The sequence below is a fragment of the Parabacteroides sp. CT06 genome (genome assembly GCF_002257605.1).
Lineage (GTDB): Bacteria > Bacteroidota > Bacteroidia > Bacteroidales > Tannerellaceae > Parabacteroides > Parabacteroides distasonis.
Genome location: NZ_CP022754.1, coordinates 4,170,174 through 4,189,535 on the forward strand (window position 1 = coordinate 4,170,174; position 19,362 = coordinate 4,189,535).

Consider the following 19,362-nt stretch of genomic DNA (forward strand, 5'->3'; position numbering starts at 1 on the left):
TCACCACCGGCCCTCTTTATTCAATTCCCGGCGGATCGCCATAGATAAGATATCGGAATCTAGCCGGGGAGTGTCTTGCTTTAGCAACCGAAGGGCACAACGCCGGATCACATTCGAGATGGAGCCACCCGATAACTCATAAGTAGCTGCCATACGAATCATTTTGTCCGCATCCGCAGGTAGCCAAGAAGAGGGAAGCATTCTACGCCATAATTCCTCACGTAAGTCTTGATCCGGCATCGGGAAATAGATAATAGACTGGAAACGACGGGAGAAAGCTTCATCAATATTACTCTTTAAGTTTGTGGCCAAAACAACGGTTCCCGGGAAATCCTCGATCCGTTGCAGCAAATAAGCGATCTCTTGATTCGAATGGCGATCATTAGAAGTGTTCGTTGAGGTTCGTTTACCGAATAAGGCATCCGCCTCATCGAAAAAGAGAATCCAATTCCGGTTTTCCGCTTGGTCGAATACATTCGCAAGGTTCTTTTCAGTCTCGCCGATATATTTGGAGACAATCATGGAAAGATCGATACGATATACATCCATCCCGTTCTTCTTGCCGATCAAGGTCGCGCAAAGCGTCTTACCCGTTCCCGGCGGGCCATAAAACAAAGTGCGGTAACCGGCCTTCAAAAAACGACTCAATCCCCAGTCCGAAAGGATGACTCGATGACCCGTAATCCAATTATTTATCTCTTCCAACTCCTCACGCACATAATAAGGCAATACGGCATCTTCCCAATTCAAAGCCGTACTAATCCGTTTGGCCGGAAAACCCATATTATAGTCCGGCTTATATTCTCCCTCAAAAGATAAACGGTACAAGAAATCCTCCGATATACGCAGTTGTCCGCTCAAGAACGGTTCACCATTCCCGGCTCCTTCCAAGCCAACGACGTGATACATATGGAACCAATGCTCCTCACGAAATAGACGAACCACTTCCAGACGGCGTTCCACACGATCGCCCGCCAACAGGAAAACGGCCGTCTCGCCCGTTGGCAAGAATCCTCCGTGCGATAGTCCTTTCCAACCGCCAAATTCCGTATAAGGACGGTCAAAATTCTTATTATGCACAAAGAAAATATCCAACACCTGCGGAGAAAGATGAGGCATTAAGGCCAACATCAACACCATCCACTCATCGAAAGTAGGATCGACCTGTTCCGGCAACAACGCCTTCCAAAGCGGTCCTGCCTTCGGGAGTGCGATATCATAGACGGAAGATAAATCGCACTCCTGCCGGAAATACAAACGAATAGAGACATCCAATACCCGCTGGAACCAATCGATCCACTCGTTCATAAGACAGAAGCAGCTTTAGCGCCCATCACATCCGCCTCGTGTTCCAAGGATAAATCATCGTTAACGGCCATTCCACCTACCTCGGTAGTAGGCTGCACACGTCCCTCTGCTTGCTGGATGACGTGTGTCAACTCATGTCCCAATAGCTGCTGTCCGGCAGACGTATCCGGTTTGAATTGTCCCGGGGCGAAATGGATATCCGTACCTTGCGTATATGCCAAAGCCCCAACCTCCGGCGCTTTCGATGAATCCGGGTGTACACGTACCGAAGAGAAATCCGTCCCGAAGGAAGACTCCATGCCTTGGATTACATAATCCGGAATCCCTGTCTGGTTCTTCGTTTGCCGTTGGGCCACAAATTTTCCTTGAAGAAGCTCATCCTCATCTTCCACATCCCGCTGAACGGCGAACTTACCTTGCTGCAAATCATCCTCATCCATCGCGTCACGTTGCATAGTTTCCACCATTTTAGCCTGCAAGACAGATTGTACCCGATTATCTTCCATCAATTGTGTTGATTCACCTTTACGGTTTTGAAAGACCTGCGAAGGTCCTTCTTGAATCTGTATCCGATCCGCATTCATAATGTTATCATTTAATAGTATTTTACCGCCACTTTACTCTAAGCATTTTTTCCATCCATGGAGCTTTAACGAGCTTGAAGTTCCAAGGAAGCGAGTCTAATAAGATGTCAAAAGGCTTCTCCTCGACCGTTAGCATCCAATTATCCTCTTCCATTTTTAACATTCCCTTTCTCTGGATAAAAGTTTTTTGAAAACCTTCCCAGCTTGTATGCCTCATCTTGTCCCAATTCATAAGTACCGCTTTCTTCAATTGTTCCATGATCTCCAATTCATTCTCGGTTAAATCACACGAGCGAGGAAGCGGTTCCGGGCTGTTGTCATAGCCCGTCAAGACTTTGTTTAAGAATAATTCTGACTCCGGAATTTCCTTCTCATCCGTCACAAAACATTGGGACACAAAAATAGCTTTCACTTGGCATTCTTTCGATTTAAAGTCACGCCTGTCATCACTCAAGTAGCCTAACCGATTAAAAAGCATTGGCAGGTAGACGGCTATGATCACTAGGCCCGCATTGTCAATAGACACGCCATGGTCTTTTAACTGGCCATTCAAAACGTTCATATTCATATTATTTTTAAGTTGATATATAAAAACTGACAATTCAGGTAAATTAGTTATATGTCGCCCTATAAAAGTCTCGATCTTACGTAATTCCTCCTCTGGCACAGACTCCCTCAAACGCTGCCAAAAGAGGAACAACAATCCATCCTTGGAATAATTCCGGTAAACGTTGCCGGAAAGAGCCTGTAACCACCCCAACCAAAGGTTCTCTTCCAACCCGAAGCTATTGAGACGAAACAAGCGGATTACCTCCTCTACAAGTAAGCGCAAAGCGGGAGTCGCCCCTGTATATAATTCCTCCAATAATTCCATTTTTTTGGAATTGGACGGATAGATAGCGGGAAAAGCAGTACGGATGGGAAGCTCGGGCGCTTTCCCCGGTTTCGTGCCCAGTAAAGCATCCATGGTACGTGTAAACGCATCCATATTCTCCAACATACACTCATGCAATAACAAGCGCAGCCGAGCAGCATCTCCAAATGTACGATTCTCTTTTACATTCGTAAGGTATTGGATCAAGGATACCTGATTCGGAAAAGCCAGACCGTATTCACGGATGACAAGCAGTAATAAGGAAGCGAAGATACGAGCGGCCTCTATCGGTTCTTCCACCCTTATTCCGGATGAAGGAATATCCTTCAATTGCCGTAATTGGTCCAGTAAGACTTTCGGGTTCGTCTTCTCCAAGTCCCTCACGTACTCGAATAGATCGCCCAGCGGTTCATCGGCACGGCCCGTGATTATAAATTGCCCGAACCGATAGGCTTTCCTCTCCTCATTCAACCAAACAGAGAATAAAGGCTCGGGAGATTCCTTATCCATATCCTCGTACAGCAGATCTATTATCTCACGTAACTCTTCCGGGATCCATGGATGTTCCCCATGTGTTCCCTCATGGAAATAGGAGATCAGCTCCCGCACCGTGATATTATAATGGGCAGAGAACTGTCCCAACACCGAACGTACGAATTGTTTCCGGCTAAAAGCGGACAATGGCGCACTAAACAGCACCAGAAAGATAAATTCCCATTTCAACAGCCGGAACTCGTCACCCACCCTTCCTTCCAAACGCCCTTGCTCTTTCCCCTTATCCAGCGTCTGGGCATACCGTATAATGAAATGGCTTTCCACCGGAACGGTTTGCTCGACCACCGAATAGATTTGCTCCTCGCGCAAGAAACGGATAAAGCAACGGCACAAGCCGGGATTAGACAACCGATCTTTCAAATCTTCCGGGTAATAAACGGATATACCGGCGGGAGAATCATCGATAGCATTCAAGTACAAAGCAATGATCAATTCCCGAACGGCTGGATAAGCCGTTAGCAGTCCACTAGCCAAGGTACGGTAAAAATATCCCAACAACTCCATCACCGTCAGATTATAATGCGCCGCCAACTCCTTTAACACGGAGAAAGCGAACTGATGGCGGGAATATACGCTTCCACTTCTACCGAGAATAACCTCGAAGATAAACACCCATTTCAGCACCCGGAAATCATTCCCGGCTTTCCCTTCGAGCATGCCCAATTCCTTCTCCTTATCCAACGCTCTCGCATAGTCGATGACAAACGGACTCTCCGCAGGGATCACCTGTTCCACGATCAGGTAAATCTGTTCCTCATTATACCCGGATAAGAAAGTCAAGCTCTTCTCCCGCCGCACGAGCAAAGCCTTCAATTCTTCCAGAGAAAAAAGAGAGAAATTTTTAGTGAATTCCTTTTCCGATAATGTCTCTAGCCGGATATCCTTCAAAAGCGACAGTAACTCGGGCATGAACAAGCGGGTAGAGGCGAACTTATCTAAATCATACGTCAGCATCCCCAGTAAATCCACAAAATAAATGGAATAATAGCCGGATAATTCCCGCAGTGCGTACGTCACCATTTGTTTCCGGTTGAAATAGCCTTGATCCTGAGATAATAAATATCCCCATAGGATTATCCAGATAGCGTTTCTGTAATCATTCTTCCCTATCTCCGGACGCTTTATCTCGGGATAAGAGTCTTGCAAGAAACGGGCATAAGCGTTTATAAACGAGCTTTCCGAGGGTACCACCACATGTACCAAACGTTCTTGATAGATATCATCCAATTGAAAGACTAGACGTTTACGAATGGTAAGCGCCTTTCCCTTCTCACGCAGGAAATGACTTAATTCTATCGAAGATGTTCGTACTAATTTATCCAGAAGCTCCGGTAAGGTGAGTCGCTCCTCTTCCAGCCAAGGCCAATACCCGTGCGACATATAATAGGTAAATACTTCCAGCCAAGATTGCCTGATGGGAACAACTGCTATTCGGTCTGGATGCTCTTCTTTACTTCGCAAATAAGAAGCGAAAGTCTCGTCCAGTCTCTCCGCCAGTCTACGGGGGAATTGCTCATAGAATTCATCTTCTTCTAGCTCACCTAGATCCAAATCTAAACTCTCGATCCGGATCAACTCATCTTCCGTATCATAACGGCTTAAAATCTCATCCACGATCCCTTCTAAAGAGGTTCGGTTAAAGGTATCCCAACGACCATATAAATCATGAACGAAAGGTTCCCGATCCGCAACTAAATCTAGTTTTAAGGTGCCTATTGTTATCATATGGTTTGCAGGGTATTTCAGTCTTTATTAGATGCATGCAATATCTATATTATTCTTCGATTAAACAAGTATTATCCAGATTCTTTTCCACAAAAACATATAAAAGTTGATTGTGCCAGAATAAAACTTATGCGTACCTATAGGTAAACCTGATCGGTACCTATTCTATTCTTAAATTATCGCCACTGATTTTACAATCAGCGGCGGCATTTGTATATTCAGCGGCTGTGAATATAAATTCAGCGCCGCCAAATTAAGAAATAGAGCTTATCCGACAAAGAATATATAGGCTCTTGGAGAAGTATTTCCTAGGGAGAGAAGCGTTTTTCCTCCAACAGAGAGAGATATCAAAGATATTTACGTAAATTTGCCATTCAGTTACAATTTATCAACCTAAATTCTTTATTTACATGGAATCTGTAATGAAAAAAACAGCCGCCACAAGCTTGTTAGCCTCTTGTGCGGTATCGCTGGCCTTGTTTTCCTCTTGTGCCAGTCAAGAACAAAACACACTTACTCCCGAGGAAATCGCTGACGGATGGGTCCTGCTTTTTGATGGAAAGACATTGGATGGTTGGAAAGATTACAACGGGACTACATTGACACAGCCTTGGCATGTAGTGGATGGTTGTATCCAAGCCAAAGGTGATGGCAGCGACGCTAGTGGCTACATCGTAACCGATAAAGAGTATGAGAACTTCGAGCTTTCTTGGGACTGGAAATTGTCCAAGGGGGGCAATAGCGGTATGTTGTACCACGTGGTAGAGCGTCCCCAATACGCTGTTCCTTACGTAACAGGGCCGGAGTATCAATTGATCGACGAGCCGAACTTCCCGGAGCCATTGGAAGAGTGGCAGAAATTAGGCGTAGATTACGCGATGCACTTGCCGGATAAATCCAAGATGAAGGTGAATCCGCAAGGCGAATGGAACAACTCCAAGATCGTATTCGATAACGGACATGTGGAACATTGGTTGAACGGACAAAAGATCGTTGAGTTCGAGGCATGGACAGACGATTGGCACGCTAAGAAAAATAGCGGTAAATGGGCCAACGCACCGGAATACGGATTGGCGAAAAAAGGTGTGCTTTGTTTGCAAGATCATGGTTATCCCGCATCTTTCCGTAACTTGAAGATCAAGGAACTTCCCCGTAAGACCGGTAAGGAAGTGAACTTGTTCAACGGCGTGGATTTGACGGGATGGGAACCATACGGTACGGAGAAATGGTACGTAAAAGACGGCTTATTGGTCTGCGAAAGCGGTCCCGACAAACAATACGGTTATCTCGCTACCCGTGATTATTACGATGATTTCGATCTAACCGTAGAGTTCAAGCAAGAGGCTGACGGAAACTCCGGCGTATTCATCCGCTCTTTCGTAGAGGAAGGCGTGAAAGTAAACGGCTGGCAGGTAGAAGTAGCTCCGAAGGGTCACGATACAGGTGGTATCTATGAGTCGTACGGACGTGGCTGGCTGGTTCAGATTCCGGACGAGAAAGAGAATATATTGAAAGAGGGCGATTGGAACACGATGCGTATCAAGGTACAAGGCGACAACGTACAGACTTGGCTGAACGGACAGGAAATGGTAAACTTGAATGACGAGAAGATCGGAGCCGGCAAAGGCCGCATCGCCCTTCAGATTCACGACGGTGGAGGCATCAAGGTTCTTTGGCGTAATTTAAAACTTACGACATTATAATAGAACGAAACTAGATTATAAACCCAATAAGGTGTTTCAAAAGAAGTCTTTTTGAAGCACCTTATTTTTATCATTGATAACACGCTCTTTTATCACTGGATTTTATGAATAAACTTATCTTTACAGCTATCCTTTCGGGATTTGCCGGTCTCTACGCCATGGGCCAGAACGAGATCCGGCTTATGGACATGGACCTAAATAAATCCTACCAAACCTACGGTGGCGCCGTCAAAGGGAAATCAGTTACCAACGAGCCCGCCTCCATACAAGGAAAAACGTATGATGACGTGATCGGGGTACAAGCCAAAAGCCATATCAAGATCGATTTACACAAGAATGCGTCACGCTTTCAAGCACAGGTCGGGATCGCCGACTCACATATCGATTATACAGATAAAAGCCTCACGGTTATCCCTTTTGTTGACGGAACGAAAATGTATTTCGATACCCGAAAAAACGCCAAGACATTTGTTGGTCTAGAAGGTAAAGACGGAAAGGTACATCCGGGCTCGGTCTTATTTATCTTGAAAGGAGATGACAAGGAGCTTTATAACAGCGGTATCGTCAAACTTGGCGACGCCCCGAAAACAATCGATATCCCCCTAAATGGCATAAAGATATTGGACCTTATCGTAGAGCCTACCGACGATGGCCCCAGCGGAGATCATGCCTTATGGATCACGCCCCAAATAGAGTATATGGAGATCATCCCCTCGATCATCTCCACAAGCTATCAAGGGAAAGGGCCGGAGGTATCATCCGGTACGGAGAAGAAATTACTTGATAAAATCAAGCGATTGCCCCAACAAGGGCTTCCTTTGGAAAACACCTCTTTCGACTGGCTTTTACAACCCTCACGATCCAAAGCCGGCATATATGCGACTCCCGATGGCAAAAGCATCTTATTGTCAAACGGAATGGTAGCACGTATGTTCCGTGTCTTGCCCAATCTCTCCACTCTAGATATCTTTAACCGGATGACCGGAGAAAGTATGCTTCGTGCCGTAAGTAGCGAAGGCAGTTTGACGATTGACGGGAAACGTTGGGAACTTGGCGGGCTGGCCGGCCAGCCCGAGCGCGGATACTTCCAGATGGAATGGGTCGAGCAGATGACTACCCGCTCCGGTTCTTTTCTCATTGAGGATTTCCGCATAGAGGAGCTGCAGGAAGATATCAAATGGGCCAGAAGCCGCTGGGCACTGAATAAGAACGTACCCACAGGGAAAAGACTGACTTTCGTATTGAAAGGAGAGAAAGAAACAGAAGGTGTCACCGTAGAACTCCATTACGACTTATACGATCATATCCCGGTTATCCGGAAAAGTATGGAGGTTACCAACAAGACCCCGCAGTCCATAGATATCGATGCCTTTCAATTGGAATATCTGGCATTCGCCGAACCGGAGTCTCCCGGCGGTGGAGATCCCTCCAAATTCAGGCTCCCGAACATACATATAGAAAGCGATTATGCTTGTGGCGGAGAGTTTACCGAGCGGGAAACCGATATCACGGAGAAATGGGTAGCCGATCCGGAATATACCTCCCAACGCAACTATCCTTTGCTCACGCCTTGCATATTAGACGTATCGCCCAAGCTAGGTCCCGATTATACCCTAGCGGCGGGCCAGGAGTTCAAGTCCTTCAGCGTATACGAGATGCCGTTCGACAGCGATGACCGGGAACGGAAGGGCTTGTTCAAACGACGCTTTCATTATACGGTAGCTCCATGGGCTACGGAGAATCCGATCTTCATGCACCTTACCTCTTCCGATCCGGATGTTATTCGTACCGCTATCGATCAATGCGCTACCGTGGGCTACGAGATGGTGATCATCAGCTTCGGGTCTGGATTGAACGCCGAGGATATCTCGGAAGAAAATATCGCCAAATATAAATCCTTGGTAGATTACGCCCGCGGCAAAGGTGTAGAGTTAGGATGTTACTCCCTCTTATCAAGCCGTTGGATCAGCGACGAGGTGGATGTTATCAATCCCAAGACGGGCAAACGGGGAGGCATGCGTTTCGGTAGCGCTCCCTGCCTGTGCAGCGATTGGGGATATGAGTATTTCCATCATATACGAACCTTCTTCGAGCGTACGGGCATGCGTTGCTTCGAGCACGACGGCTCCTATCCCGGCGACGTATGCGCCTCCACCCACCATACCTATCATAAAGGGCTGGAAGATTCCCAATGGAATCAGTTCCATAAGATAACCGATCTCTATCGTTGGATGTGCGAGAATGGCATTTATATCAATGTTCCCGATTTCTATTTCTTGAACGGGTCTACCAAGACAGGCATTGGTTACCGTGAAGCCAACTGGTCGCTTCCCCGGGACCGGCAGATCATCCATGCCCGCCAATTGAATTATGATGGTACATGGGATCGGATGGCTTCGGCATGCTGGAGCTTCGTTCCTCTCGTGGAGTATCAAGGAGGAGGAGAGGCCGCCACCTTGGAGCCCCTCCACGAACACTTGTTCGAATACAAAACACATATGATGCAAAATTACGGAGCTGGTGTCCAAGCTTGCTATCGAGGGCCACGCCTATATGATACCCCGGAAACCCAAGCGGCCGTAACCGAGGTTATTCAATGGTATAAGAAATACCGCGATATACTCAACAGCGATATGATCCACTTACGCCGGCCGGACGCACGAGACTGGGACGGGTTCATACACGTCAATCCTCACAAGAAGGAGAAAGGTCTAGCCATGTTCTTCAATCCGACCCATCAAGAGATCACCCGTACGATCCATATTCCACTCTATTATACCGGCCTGACACAAACAGCCCGCATCCGGGAAAAAGAGTAAAAGCCTGTCACCTACAAACTGAACCGGGACTATACGGTGGAGCTTACGGTTAAAATCCCTGCCAACGGATATACTTGGTATGTGGTTGAAGCAGCCGATTAGAACTAAAATGGCCGGGATAATCGCTACCCCGGCCATTTTATCTATCTATAGACTTCTTTATCTACGTCCGTTACCTAGATGTTTTCTGCCATGTTTATTCCCTTTAGGCTGCTGTTTTTCCAGATATTGTTTGTATTGTTCCTCCGTCAATATTTTTTTCATCTGGGCGTTCTTATCCTCACGCATGGCCAACATCTTTTCCCGTTGCTTCTCACGCTCAGCCTTCATCGCCTCACGTTCTTTTTGAGCCTTTTCCATATACTCTTTTTGAAGTTTACGGAACTCCACCGCTTGTTTCTCATCCAGCTTCAAGTCGGCGATCATCTTCTCGCAACGTGCGGACGGATCCATCTTACGCTTGTCCATACGCCTGTTCTCACGAGCGAACACAGAAGTTGAACTCAACAATACAACCAAACACAATCCTATTACCTTTTTCATAAACTACTACTTATTACTTTTATTATAAATTACCTGTTTATGAAGCGCTTCGAAAGAATAGACATCGATAAAAAGGAAAGGTTTAATCGGAAATAACATTTAACATCTTACCACAGGCCATTTAACATCTCGGAATCTCCAAATCATCCTTACTGGGTAATGCCGGGAATTTAGCGTGTGGTTCCGCCTGATACCAGAAAGTAGTCGATGAGATATCCGACTTCTGGTTATTATACCTACCGTCGTGCCGCCAACCCAAATCTTGAATCGTAACCTTCAGATCCTTTTCAAAACGAACCGGGTCCAAGATATGCCAGCGATACAAGCCGAACGCCGTAACAGCCCGATATAGGCCATCCGGACGGATCACTTGGTGCATTCCCGCATAAGGAGTGGTGAATTCTTGGTACTGATGTGTTTTCTGATTCTCGAAGTTATACGAACCGCAGAAATAATCCTCCGTACCTGTTCCACAGATTGTCGGGTATTCCTTGTCGCCATCCATATAGAACTTGATCTCTCCTTCACCCCACCAACAGTTATCATTGACACGCCAAGCCAAATAAGTTCCAACATATTGTCCCTTTCCCTTGATTCCATCCACCAACGTATGGCTAGAGCCTTGTGTCGGGTTGGAACGACGGAACTGTGCATGGAAATATCCCTCATCCTCCGGCACTTCCGTCAAGGTATAATTAATTTGGTAATACAAACGCATCTCTTCCGCATTGTTAATATTCTCCAATGTTATGCGTGCTTTCTTACGGAACGGCATCTTCCAGTAGCAATTGAAAGCGCTCCCGGGGTTTACACAGACCGCTAACGAAGATAGTTGGGCATACTCATTAAAAGCACTGGCGAAGAAATCCCCGACCGGACATTCAACCGAAGGCTCTTTCTCGTCGTCCCAATACATACGGAGTATCGAGAATCGCCAGTTGCCAGTGGGAGTCATCCATATCTGCTGGATAGCCCCCGGGCCATCAATCTCCGCGATGGTAACTGTCTCCCCCGGTTTCACGATAATAAAAGGATTTACTTTCCAGCCTTTCCCCAAATCTTTCGCTGGGCCGGCCGCATTCGCCTTATTCCGGACATCCTTATCTCTCACGGGATCAGCCATCGCTCCTTTCCCTTTCTCCCCCGTAAAATTCTCCGGACTGATCGAACGACTCTGCGCATTCGACAAACGAGAAAGGTTTCCCATATTCATATCCAACCCGTTAAAAGGATACTGCTGGGCATTCGCCCAAAAACTTAACAGCAAAAAGGCTAACAGCAAAACATTGATCTTCTTCATAATGACTTTTATTATTTAAAATTTATACATCGTCTACCTATCATCCGCCTCCAAAATTAAGATCCAATCATTTCCCCTCTCTCCCGCTTCTCCGGGCGCATTGAATGTACGAATTCCCTTATTCTCGACCGGTCCGATCAAGGTTCTCGCCCCATTCCTCGGATTGAACCAATAAGCTTTACCTAAAGATCGCAATTTACTCATTTGTATTCTTACATCCTGCCCTTGACTCAAATAAACTAAAATAAAAGTCTTATCTTTTGCTAAAACGGGAGTGATATAGCTTGCGTCATTGTAATTAATTCCGAACAGGACGGATAGATCCGGACGGAAACGATCTAACGGATACATCGTAAACAAAGACTTTACATAGCGCATACATTCGGCTCCCGGCCTATCCAACGCACCATCCCAAAACGTAAGGCATGGTACATGATATTTACCACCCGGCTTATACATTTGCCAAATAGCGTTATTCCCATATGTATATCCGGCAGCTCCAGAGAAATAAGTCCAATAAGCCTGCATACGAATATCATAGTCATCGTAAATTCCATCCGTAAAATAAGTCGTATCCTTAATCAATCCGTTATCACCTATTATGTCCTCCTTTTTCTTCCCGAACTTAGCATAATCAAAATATTCCCAGAAAAGAACCGGTATGTCCTCGTATGAAGGTTCCGCGTTTACAAACGGTTTAATCGGGTTCAATTGAGCATACATACCCGAAAAACGATATACCGGATCCATCCGGCGGTAATGCCCGCTTTGGAGAATATTGAATGATAGCCAAGACTCATTGTGGAACCAATAATGCGAGGAAATCTCTCCCGTCGGATGATAGGACATTAGTTGTGTTCCTCCATTTCCCTCCTGAATTCCTTTCGCCATAGATTGCCAGATCTCGAACTCCTTATCCGTAACCACATTTCTATCACCACCAAGAATCCATATTACAGCTTCATTTTTATATCGGGTTCCCAGTATTTTCCCGTATGTATACGCATTATCTGGATTAAACAATGCTGGATTTCCGTCTTTCTCTACCACATTGTTTGCCCAAGTAGGTAGAAGCCCTATATACATTCCTCGTTTGCCGGCCTCTCGAATCACAAAATCCACCAACTCAAAGTACCCTTCCGTGATTTGGGTAGGGTCTTTATCAACCAAGGGCAAATATCCATACGCATTCGGTTTATCCAAACCATCCAGTTCAGATAAGATAACAGCCTGTATTACCGTAAAGCCCTTTTCTTGCCGGTTATCCAGATAATGAACGATCTCCTCCTTATCCAATACATGAAATAACTCCCAAGCCGTATCCCCCAGCCATAAAAAGGCACCGCCCTCTTTCTTATAAATAATAGGATCGTTCGGACGGACAATCAAATCTTGAGCCAAACAACCCAATACACAAAAAGCTAGACAAAACAAAAGATATTTTTGCATACTAATTCTTTTTAAGATTAAAAACTTACATTATAAATCTCCACGGACCCCACATTATCGAAACAAGAGGCTGGGCCAACTTTCCCATTCTCACAATCTAACCGAACATTCCGTAAAATCACTCGATCTAAATTATGAAGGTAAAGCCCCCAGCAAGGGAGCGCACGATAATCGGTCAATGGCTTCGAGGGAGTACGTCCTACTATTTCTTGATCTTTGTTTCCAACATACGATAAGGAAACATCCGAAAGCCGGACATCTTTCAAACTACTATCTCCCCAACTCTCTACCGAGGCGGCCGCTTTCATTAAACGTGTACCTCTTATATGCTCCAGACAGATCCGCTCTCCCCGGTTCCCCTCATTCAATGTGACTAGAAACGGATTATCCAATTGATCAAAAGAACAGCTAGATATCAATATATCCTTTACTTCCCCAAACGCAGGGAACCATGCGCCCGGTTGGAGCAATATCCCAGAAAGCATATTCCTACGTTTTTGTTCACCGGAAGTCCGATGTGGATATTTTCCCGGACCTCTAAATTCACAATCAACGATCTTTAAACCAGTAGCCGGCATTATCAACCTTATCCCATTGCACGATGAGTTCATATAGCAATTCTCTATTACCATATTCTTCCATAGCCCACCCGCAACAGCATCATCACCCGTATAAAAACGGCAATTTCGGATACGGATATCTTTTCCGCCACGAATATGAATCCCATCCCATCCTTCCTCCACTAAAAGATTATCGAAAGAAGCCCTTTCAATATCATAACTCATAAAAGCATAGTTCGATGCTCTTCGTAGTTTAACTCCCGATATCTTAATCCCTTTCGATCTCGACAAAAAGAGAATATGAGGGCCTCTCATCCCTTCTTCACCTTTTTTATCTTGAATATGGGCACCATCGATTACCCCCTCTCCTGTAATTGACACACCTTCAACTTGATCTCCTAAAAGCAATGCCTTGTTCCAATTCCGGGGTTTTACTTTATAATAAGCCTCATCTTGATTAAGATCGGATATAGAACGGTACTTTTCCAGATTATTTATGCCTTTCACTACGGCATTACTTTCTAAGAATAAGTTTACTTTACTTTTCAGCAGAATACTTCCTGTCAAAAACGTTCCCTCCGGAATGATAACCGTTCCTCCCCCTCTCAAGGAACAAGCTTCTATTGTCCTGTTGATGAACTGGGTATTGTCTGTTATTCCATCTCCTTTAGCTCCAAAATCCACGATATTATAGGTGCTATCATCATTTGAGGCCCAACCTATCCGCATAAAGAGCATAAGCAATACAAAGAGACTCCCCCGAAAGACTCTTACTTTCGATACATCTATCATCTTCATTATTCAATAAGATTTAATATGATCATAAAGGAATAAAAAAAGAATAGGATTAGCGATCCCAAGAGAACTATCCTATTCCTTTTCTTTGATGAACTTTTCAACAAGTTATATCTACTCGTTCTCGTAACCTATGCTTTGTGTCATATTCGGATTATTCTCCATTTCAACCTTGGGTATCGGGAAATACAAATCTTTCGCATCATAATGCGGATTACCAACACGTGTCTTTCCATACCAACGGCTAATCTCCTCATCCAAGACCTTCCAGCGGCAAACATCTTGCCAATGTTGTACGCCCTCACCGCAGAACTCCATGAAACGTTCCTCCCGAATCGCATCTCTCAAAGCTTCTCCACTAGCCGTTATATCATGGGAACTATCTCCATTATAAGCTCTTCTTCTTACCAGATTCATATAGTTCCGGGCATTTACCTCATCTCCCGTAGCCTGACAAGCTTCCGCATACATCAAATATACATCCGCCAAACGCATCAAATACATATTAATACCAACCCCTAAATTCAACTCATTCACCGTACTTTTCAACGGATTGTATTTTCGCATGCTCCAACCTTGAATGTCAGCCTCCGTATCCTTATATTTCAGAACCTGCGTCTGCTGTCCATTCATAATAACAGGAGTTCCCGGACGCAAAGCGGCGATATCCAGACGAGGATCTCCATTAAAACGTTTAATATTCGCATCATGAAAGAAAATATTACCCCAACCGGCCGCCTCAACATCTCCACTTGCGTTCTGGAAACATAAGGCAGCGATCAATCCATATTGAGAACCTTCTCCATACCAAAAATATCCGGAAGTATCCCCATTACGGAAATTAATCTCTAAGATCGATTCTCTATTAAATTTCTCCTGATCCTCATTAAACATCTTCGCATATTCATTGAAAGGGAGCAATTCTTTTCCGGAAGAATCAATAACCTCTTTCAACGCTTTCTTTGCCGCATCATAATTACCCATATACAAATTCGCTTGCCCGATGTAACTAGCAACGGCAACAGAGGTTGGACGTGGATAGTCCGCCCGCTCTTCCCATACGGCAGGTAGCAAAAGTTTGGCTGCCTCATAATCTTTCAAGATCTGATCGTAAACCTCGGCCACCGTGCTACGTTCTATATTTAGCATATCCGGAGTCGATGCTACCTGTAAACGAACAGGTACACCTTTTTTATCGCCATCCCCGTTGCAAGGATATCCCTCCCCAAAAAACGCTACTAACTGTTGGTGTGCCCAACCTCTCCAAAACAAAGCTTCTCCCTTCATCTGCGAAAGTCTTGCTAAATCCGCATCCGTAAACTTCTCCTTGTCGATTCTTTCCAATTGCTCCAATACGGTATTCGCACAAGAAATCATTTTATAATAACCAATCCATAACGTCCCAATGTAAGCATTATCAGAAGTCACTTGATTGGTCGCCAACTGGTTCCAGTTGGCGTCACCAGTCCAAGCCATATCTACCGTATGATCCACACAGAATGTCCCTTTCGCCATAACCCTTTTTCCATACAAAGGCACAGCGACCATATTCGCATAAACTGAAGTTACGATAGTCTCCATATCCGCCATAGATTTAGGGTAGACACTTGGAGATAACGCACTGGGATTTGATAAATCCAGAAAACTATCCGAACAACTATTAAAAGTTAACGCAGCAGCTAATAATATAACTAATTTCTTCATCTTCCTATTAATTTAGAGGGTTAAACTTAAACCGCCCATAATGGTGCGGGTGGAGGGAGCCCGTTTCACAGAATACATATTTCGTTCCAAATATCCACCACCCAATTCAGGATCTCCTTGGAACTTTGTGATAATAAATAAATTATCGCAGTTAATATAAAACTTCAAACCTTCTATCTTCAAATGAGAAAGTATTGATTTCGGTAAATTATAGCCGAAATGTAAATTCTTCAATTTAAAGAAAGAACCATCCTCCACAAAATAAGAGGAGACATTCTTGAAGTTTCCATTCGGATCCTCTTTCGTTACTCGAGGATGTGAAGTAGCCCGGTTCGTCGGACTCCACGCCTCATATACCTTATAAGTCGTATTATAGTCGCCATAGAAACTTCTTTCATAAAGCTTAGCGCTATTAAAGACATCAACACCTGCGTTTCCTAACCAGCCCATACTTAAATCAAAGCCTTTCCATGACAAATTTATATTCAATCCATACATCAAATCCGGCCAAGGATTACCGATATATGTCTTATCCTCATTCGTCACCTTTCCGTCTCCATTTAAATCCTTATATTTCAAATCACCCGGAGCCGTACCTGCTTGTTGGTACAATCCATCCGGAGATTGAGCGTTTAAGGCATCGATTTCCGCTTGGTCTTGAATAATGCCATCCACTACATACCCATACATCTGTCCCATCGGTTGCCCATTTTCCGTACGATAAATAGAACTATTCAAAGCCGCATCGCTTCCAGCCCAAATGATCGGATTCACTTGGTCACTTAACTTTACCACTTTGTTCTTGTTGGTAGACAACGTAAAAGCCACGTCATACCTGAAATCTTTATAGGAATCCCTCCATTGAACCATCCATTCGAAACCTCTATTGCTTATCTTTCCGATATTAGCCCGATAAGAAGAGGTCTCGCTAAATGGTTCCGAAGAAGGCCCGGCAGAAGGTGGCACACCTACTGAATACAGCATATCGGAAGTTTTCTTATCATAATACTCGATTGTCGTATTCAAGCGATTATCCAGAAAACTTGCGTCAACACCTATATTCCATTGGGCCACGTCTTCCCATTTAATCGTAGCATTCGCAACATTTGAATACCAGAATCCTCTCTGCGTATTTTGCCCATCATATGAATAATATAGATAATTATTCGTAAAAGAAGGTTCATACAAGAATTGAGGAATTGTATTGTTACCAATTTTACCATAACTTCCTCTCAGTTTTAATTGAGACATCCATGTTATATTATCCTTTACAAAGCTCTCTTTTCCCACATTCCAACCAACAGAAGCCGAAGGAAACACACCAAACCGATTCTCTGGACCAAAGTTATCATAACCATCCCGACGAATACTAGCCTCTAGCAAATACCTGTCATCATAAGCATAGTTTACACGAGCGAACTGGGATAAACTACGACCTTCCGTTTTCGTTCCGGATACATCTTTATCTCCCGTACCTAAACTAATATCATCCGAAGGCTGAACCAAGAAGCCGTTTTTCCAACCACCTGCCGAAGAAGCCGTCGCCCGATAAGCCTCGTAGCCAACCATACCTTTTACATAGTGTTTCTCCCCAAAAGTATGATCATAAGTCAATGTATATAACATACGTAAATCATAACCGGAGCCATAATCTTTCGAGTAATAATCCTGTTGAGACAAAGATCCCAAATTCCATGATTCTAAGAACAAATTATTCGCATGGGAGTCAAAATTGGCAGAGAAATTCGCTTGGAATTTTAAATCATTGATAATCTCCCAATCCAAAATCGCATTTGCCCGGGCCCAAAACCTACGTTCATTCGCATGATGCGACATTAGTGTAGCCACATGATTAGGTCCCTCGTAGTAACCACCTGCCGGATGTTTCCCCCAACCTCCACCAGCTTCGTTGGTATTATCATAAGGCACCATCGTAGGAACTTGGCGGTAATAAACATAATCATTATTCGTCTGCCCATACAAATGGGGATCCGTATTATTAAAACCAACAGTCAGGATCTCAGAAAATTTCACACGTTTACTTATATTTGTCTGGCTAGCCACACGAAAATTACCCGCATCCTCAAATGAATAACGTTCGATAAACTGATTCTTGTAGAACTCCGCAGACATATTAAATGTAGTTTTCTCATTACCACCTGTCATCTGTAAAAAATAGTTTTGCCTAAAAGCATTACGCCAAACCAGATCTTCCCAGTCTGTATCTGGTAGCGAAGCGGGATTATCCCAGCCGGAATTGGGATTATTAGGGAAGCCTGCCGCCAGTTTCCGGTCAATAAAGTCTGCGGTATGCAGCATATCCGGCAAATCGATCGGAGTCTCTATTCCAAAGTTTACTCTCGCATTAATAGAAAGTTTCCCTATCTTTCCTTTTTTAGTGGTAACAAGGATCACACCACCTGCTCCCCGGGCACCATAAATAGCAGTAGAAGCCGCATCCTTCAAGATCTCGATAGATTCTATATCATTAAAATTAGGAGCGCTACCCGGCACTCCATCCACGATCCACAACGGATCCGCGCCATTGATAGAAGCCGCTCCACGAATGATAATGTTCCCATTGGAAACATTGACACCAGCCACACGTCCTTGAATAACATGCGACACATCCATATTTAAATCATTAAAATCATCCGTCTTAATAGAAGCCACAGATCCCGTTACATTCGACTTCTTCTGCACGCCATAACCAACAACGACTACCTCATCCAGTTTTTGAGTATCTTCCTTCAAGTTTATCATTAAACTTGATTTTCCGTTCACTGCTACATCTTGAGTATTAAACCCAATATACGAGATCTGTAAAATACCGGTATCATCTATATTTAATGAGAAATTTCCCGAGATATCCGTTACCGTTCCATTCGTAGTCCCTTTCTCAACAACATTCGCTCCGATAATCGGTTCGCCGTTACTATCCACCACAGTACCAGATACCTGCTTTACTTTACCTGCAGTCTTTAAAGTTACGACAATTGAATGGCCTGTCATCGTATATTGCAAGTCCCTTTGATGCAATACATCATCCAACAAACGCTGAATCGGCTGATTCGTCACGTTTAAAGTTACCTCCTTCTTTCCTTCCACTATAGCATCCCGATAAGAGAATATATATGTGGTTTGCTTCTCTACAGCCTCAAAAAATTGCTTTAATGTAGCATTCTTCATGGAAAGAGTGACACTTCCTGTCTGAGCTAATACCAAAATAGGATTAAAAAACAGAAATAGAGCAAAAAAAATTATATAGCTACATTGATTTTTTCTACTTTTGAACATATATTATTTTTTTAAATTGATACAATCCGTTTTATGGCCTAATCGCCATTCTCGTAAATGGAGTATTAATTGGGGAACCGGAAAATCTCGACCATTTTTCGGTTCCGTTTTTATTATGAAGAATCTTGTCGCATAAGAACTGATTT

The 19,362-nt window shown here is 44.3% G+C and carries 10 protein-coding genes and 1 pseudogene; 2 read left to right on the forward strand and 9 right to left on the reverse strand.

The features are described from left to right. From CI960_RS18550 to CI960_RS18560, 3 genes are read right to left on the reverse strand one after another with little or no spacing between them, the layout of a single operon-like run. Positions 1–1,308, reverse strand: coding sequence for an ATP-binding protein (locus CI960_RS18550; RefSeq protein WP_005861424.1), 1,308 nt, complete (start codon positions 1,306–1,308; stop codon positions 1–3). Then, positions 1,305–1,892 carry a DUF4157 domain-containing protein gene (locus tag CI960_RS18555; protein ID WP_005861423.1) on the reverse strand — a complete coding sequence of 196 codons (588 nt, stop codon included), beginning with the start codon at positions 1,890–1,892 and terminating at the stop codon, positions 1,305–1,307. Before CI960_RS18555 ends, CI960_RS18550 begins: the two co-directional genes overlap by 4 nt. Positions 1,893–1,914: 22 nt before the next feature. Then, positions 1,915–5,046 carry a contractile injection system tape measure protein gene (locus CI960_RS18560; protein ID WP_005861422.1) on the reverse strand — a complete coding sequence of 1,044 codons (3,132 nt, stop codon included), beginning with the start codon at positions 5,044–5,046 and terminating at the stop codon, positions 1,915–1,917. A 410-nt stretch (positions 5,047–5,456) separates the two neighbouring features. Between CI960_RS18560 and CI960_RS18565 the strand changes: the two genes are divergently transcribed. Next, a complete protein-coding gene (locus CI960_RS18565) occupies positions 5,457–6,749 on the forward strand; it encodes a DUF1080 domain-containing protein (RefSeq protein ID WP_005861421.1) in 1,293 nt (430 codons plus the stop codon). 104 nt (positions 6,750–6,853) lie between these two features. Next, a pseudogene (locus tag CI960_RS18570) lies at positions 6,854–9,670 on the forward strand (NPCBM/NEW2 domain-containing protein). Between the two features lie 57 nt (positions 9,671–9,727). Here CI960_RS18570 and CI960_RS18575 read toward each other — a convergent pair. From CI960_RS18575 to CI960_RS18600, 6 genes are all read right to left on the reverse strand, one after another. Continuing rightward, entirely contained in the window at positions 9,728–10,111 is a 384-nt protein-coding gene (locus CI960_RS18575) for a hypothetical protein (RefSeq protein WP_005861419.1), read from the reverse strand. A 121-nt stretch (positions 10,112–10,232) separates the two neighbouring features. Next, a complete protein-coding gene (locus CI960_RS18580; protein WP_005861417.1) occupies positions 10,233–11,411 on the reverse strand; it encodes a glycoside hydrolase family 172 protein in 1,179 nt (392 codons plus the stop codon). A 33-nt stretch (positions 11,412–11,444) separates the two neighbouring features. After that, positions 11,445–12,860, reverse strand: a complete 1,416-nt coding sequence (locus CI960_RS18585; RefSeq protein ID WP_005861415.1) for a glycoside hydrolase family 140 protein — start codon at positions 12,858–12,860, stop codon at positions 11,445–11,447. A gap of 17 nt (positions 12,861–12,877) precedes the next feature. Continuing rightward, positions 12,878–14,218 carry a glycoside hydrolase family 28 protein gene (locus tag CI960_RS18590; protein WP_005861413.1) on the reverse strand — a complete coding sequence of 447 codons (1,341 nt, stop codon included), beginning with the start codon at positions 14,216–14,218 and terminating at the stop codon, positions 12,878–12,880. 111 nt (positions 14,219–14,329) lie between these two features. Next, complete coding sequence (locus tag CI960_RS18595) at positions 14,330–15,919, reverse strand: RagB/SusD family nutrient uptake outer membrane protein (protein ID WP_005861411.1); 1,590 nt, start codon at positions 15,917–15,919, stop codon at positions 14,330–14,332. 12 nt (positions 15,920–15,931) lie between these two features. Then, a complete protein-coding gene (locus CI960_RS18600; RefSeq protein ID WP_022191823.1) occupies positions 15,932–19,108 on the reverse strand; it encodes a TonB-dependent receptor in 3,177 nt (1,058 codons plus the stop codon). Positions 19,109–19,362 lie beyond the last annotated feature (254 nt).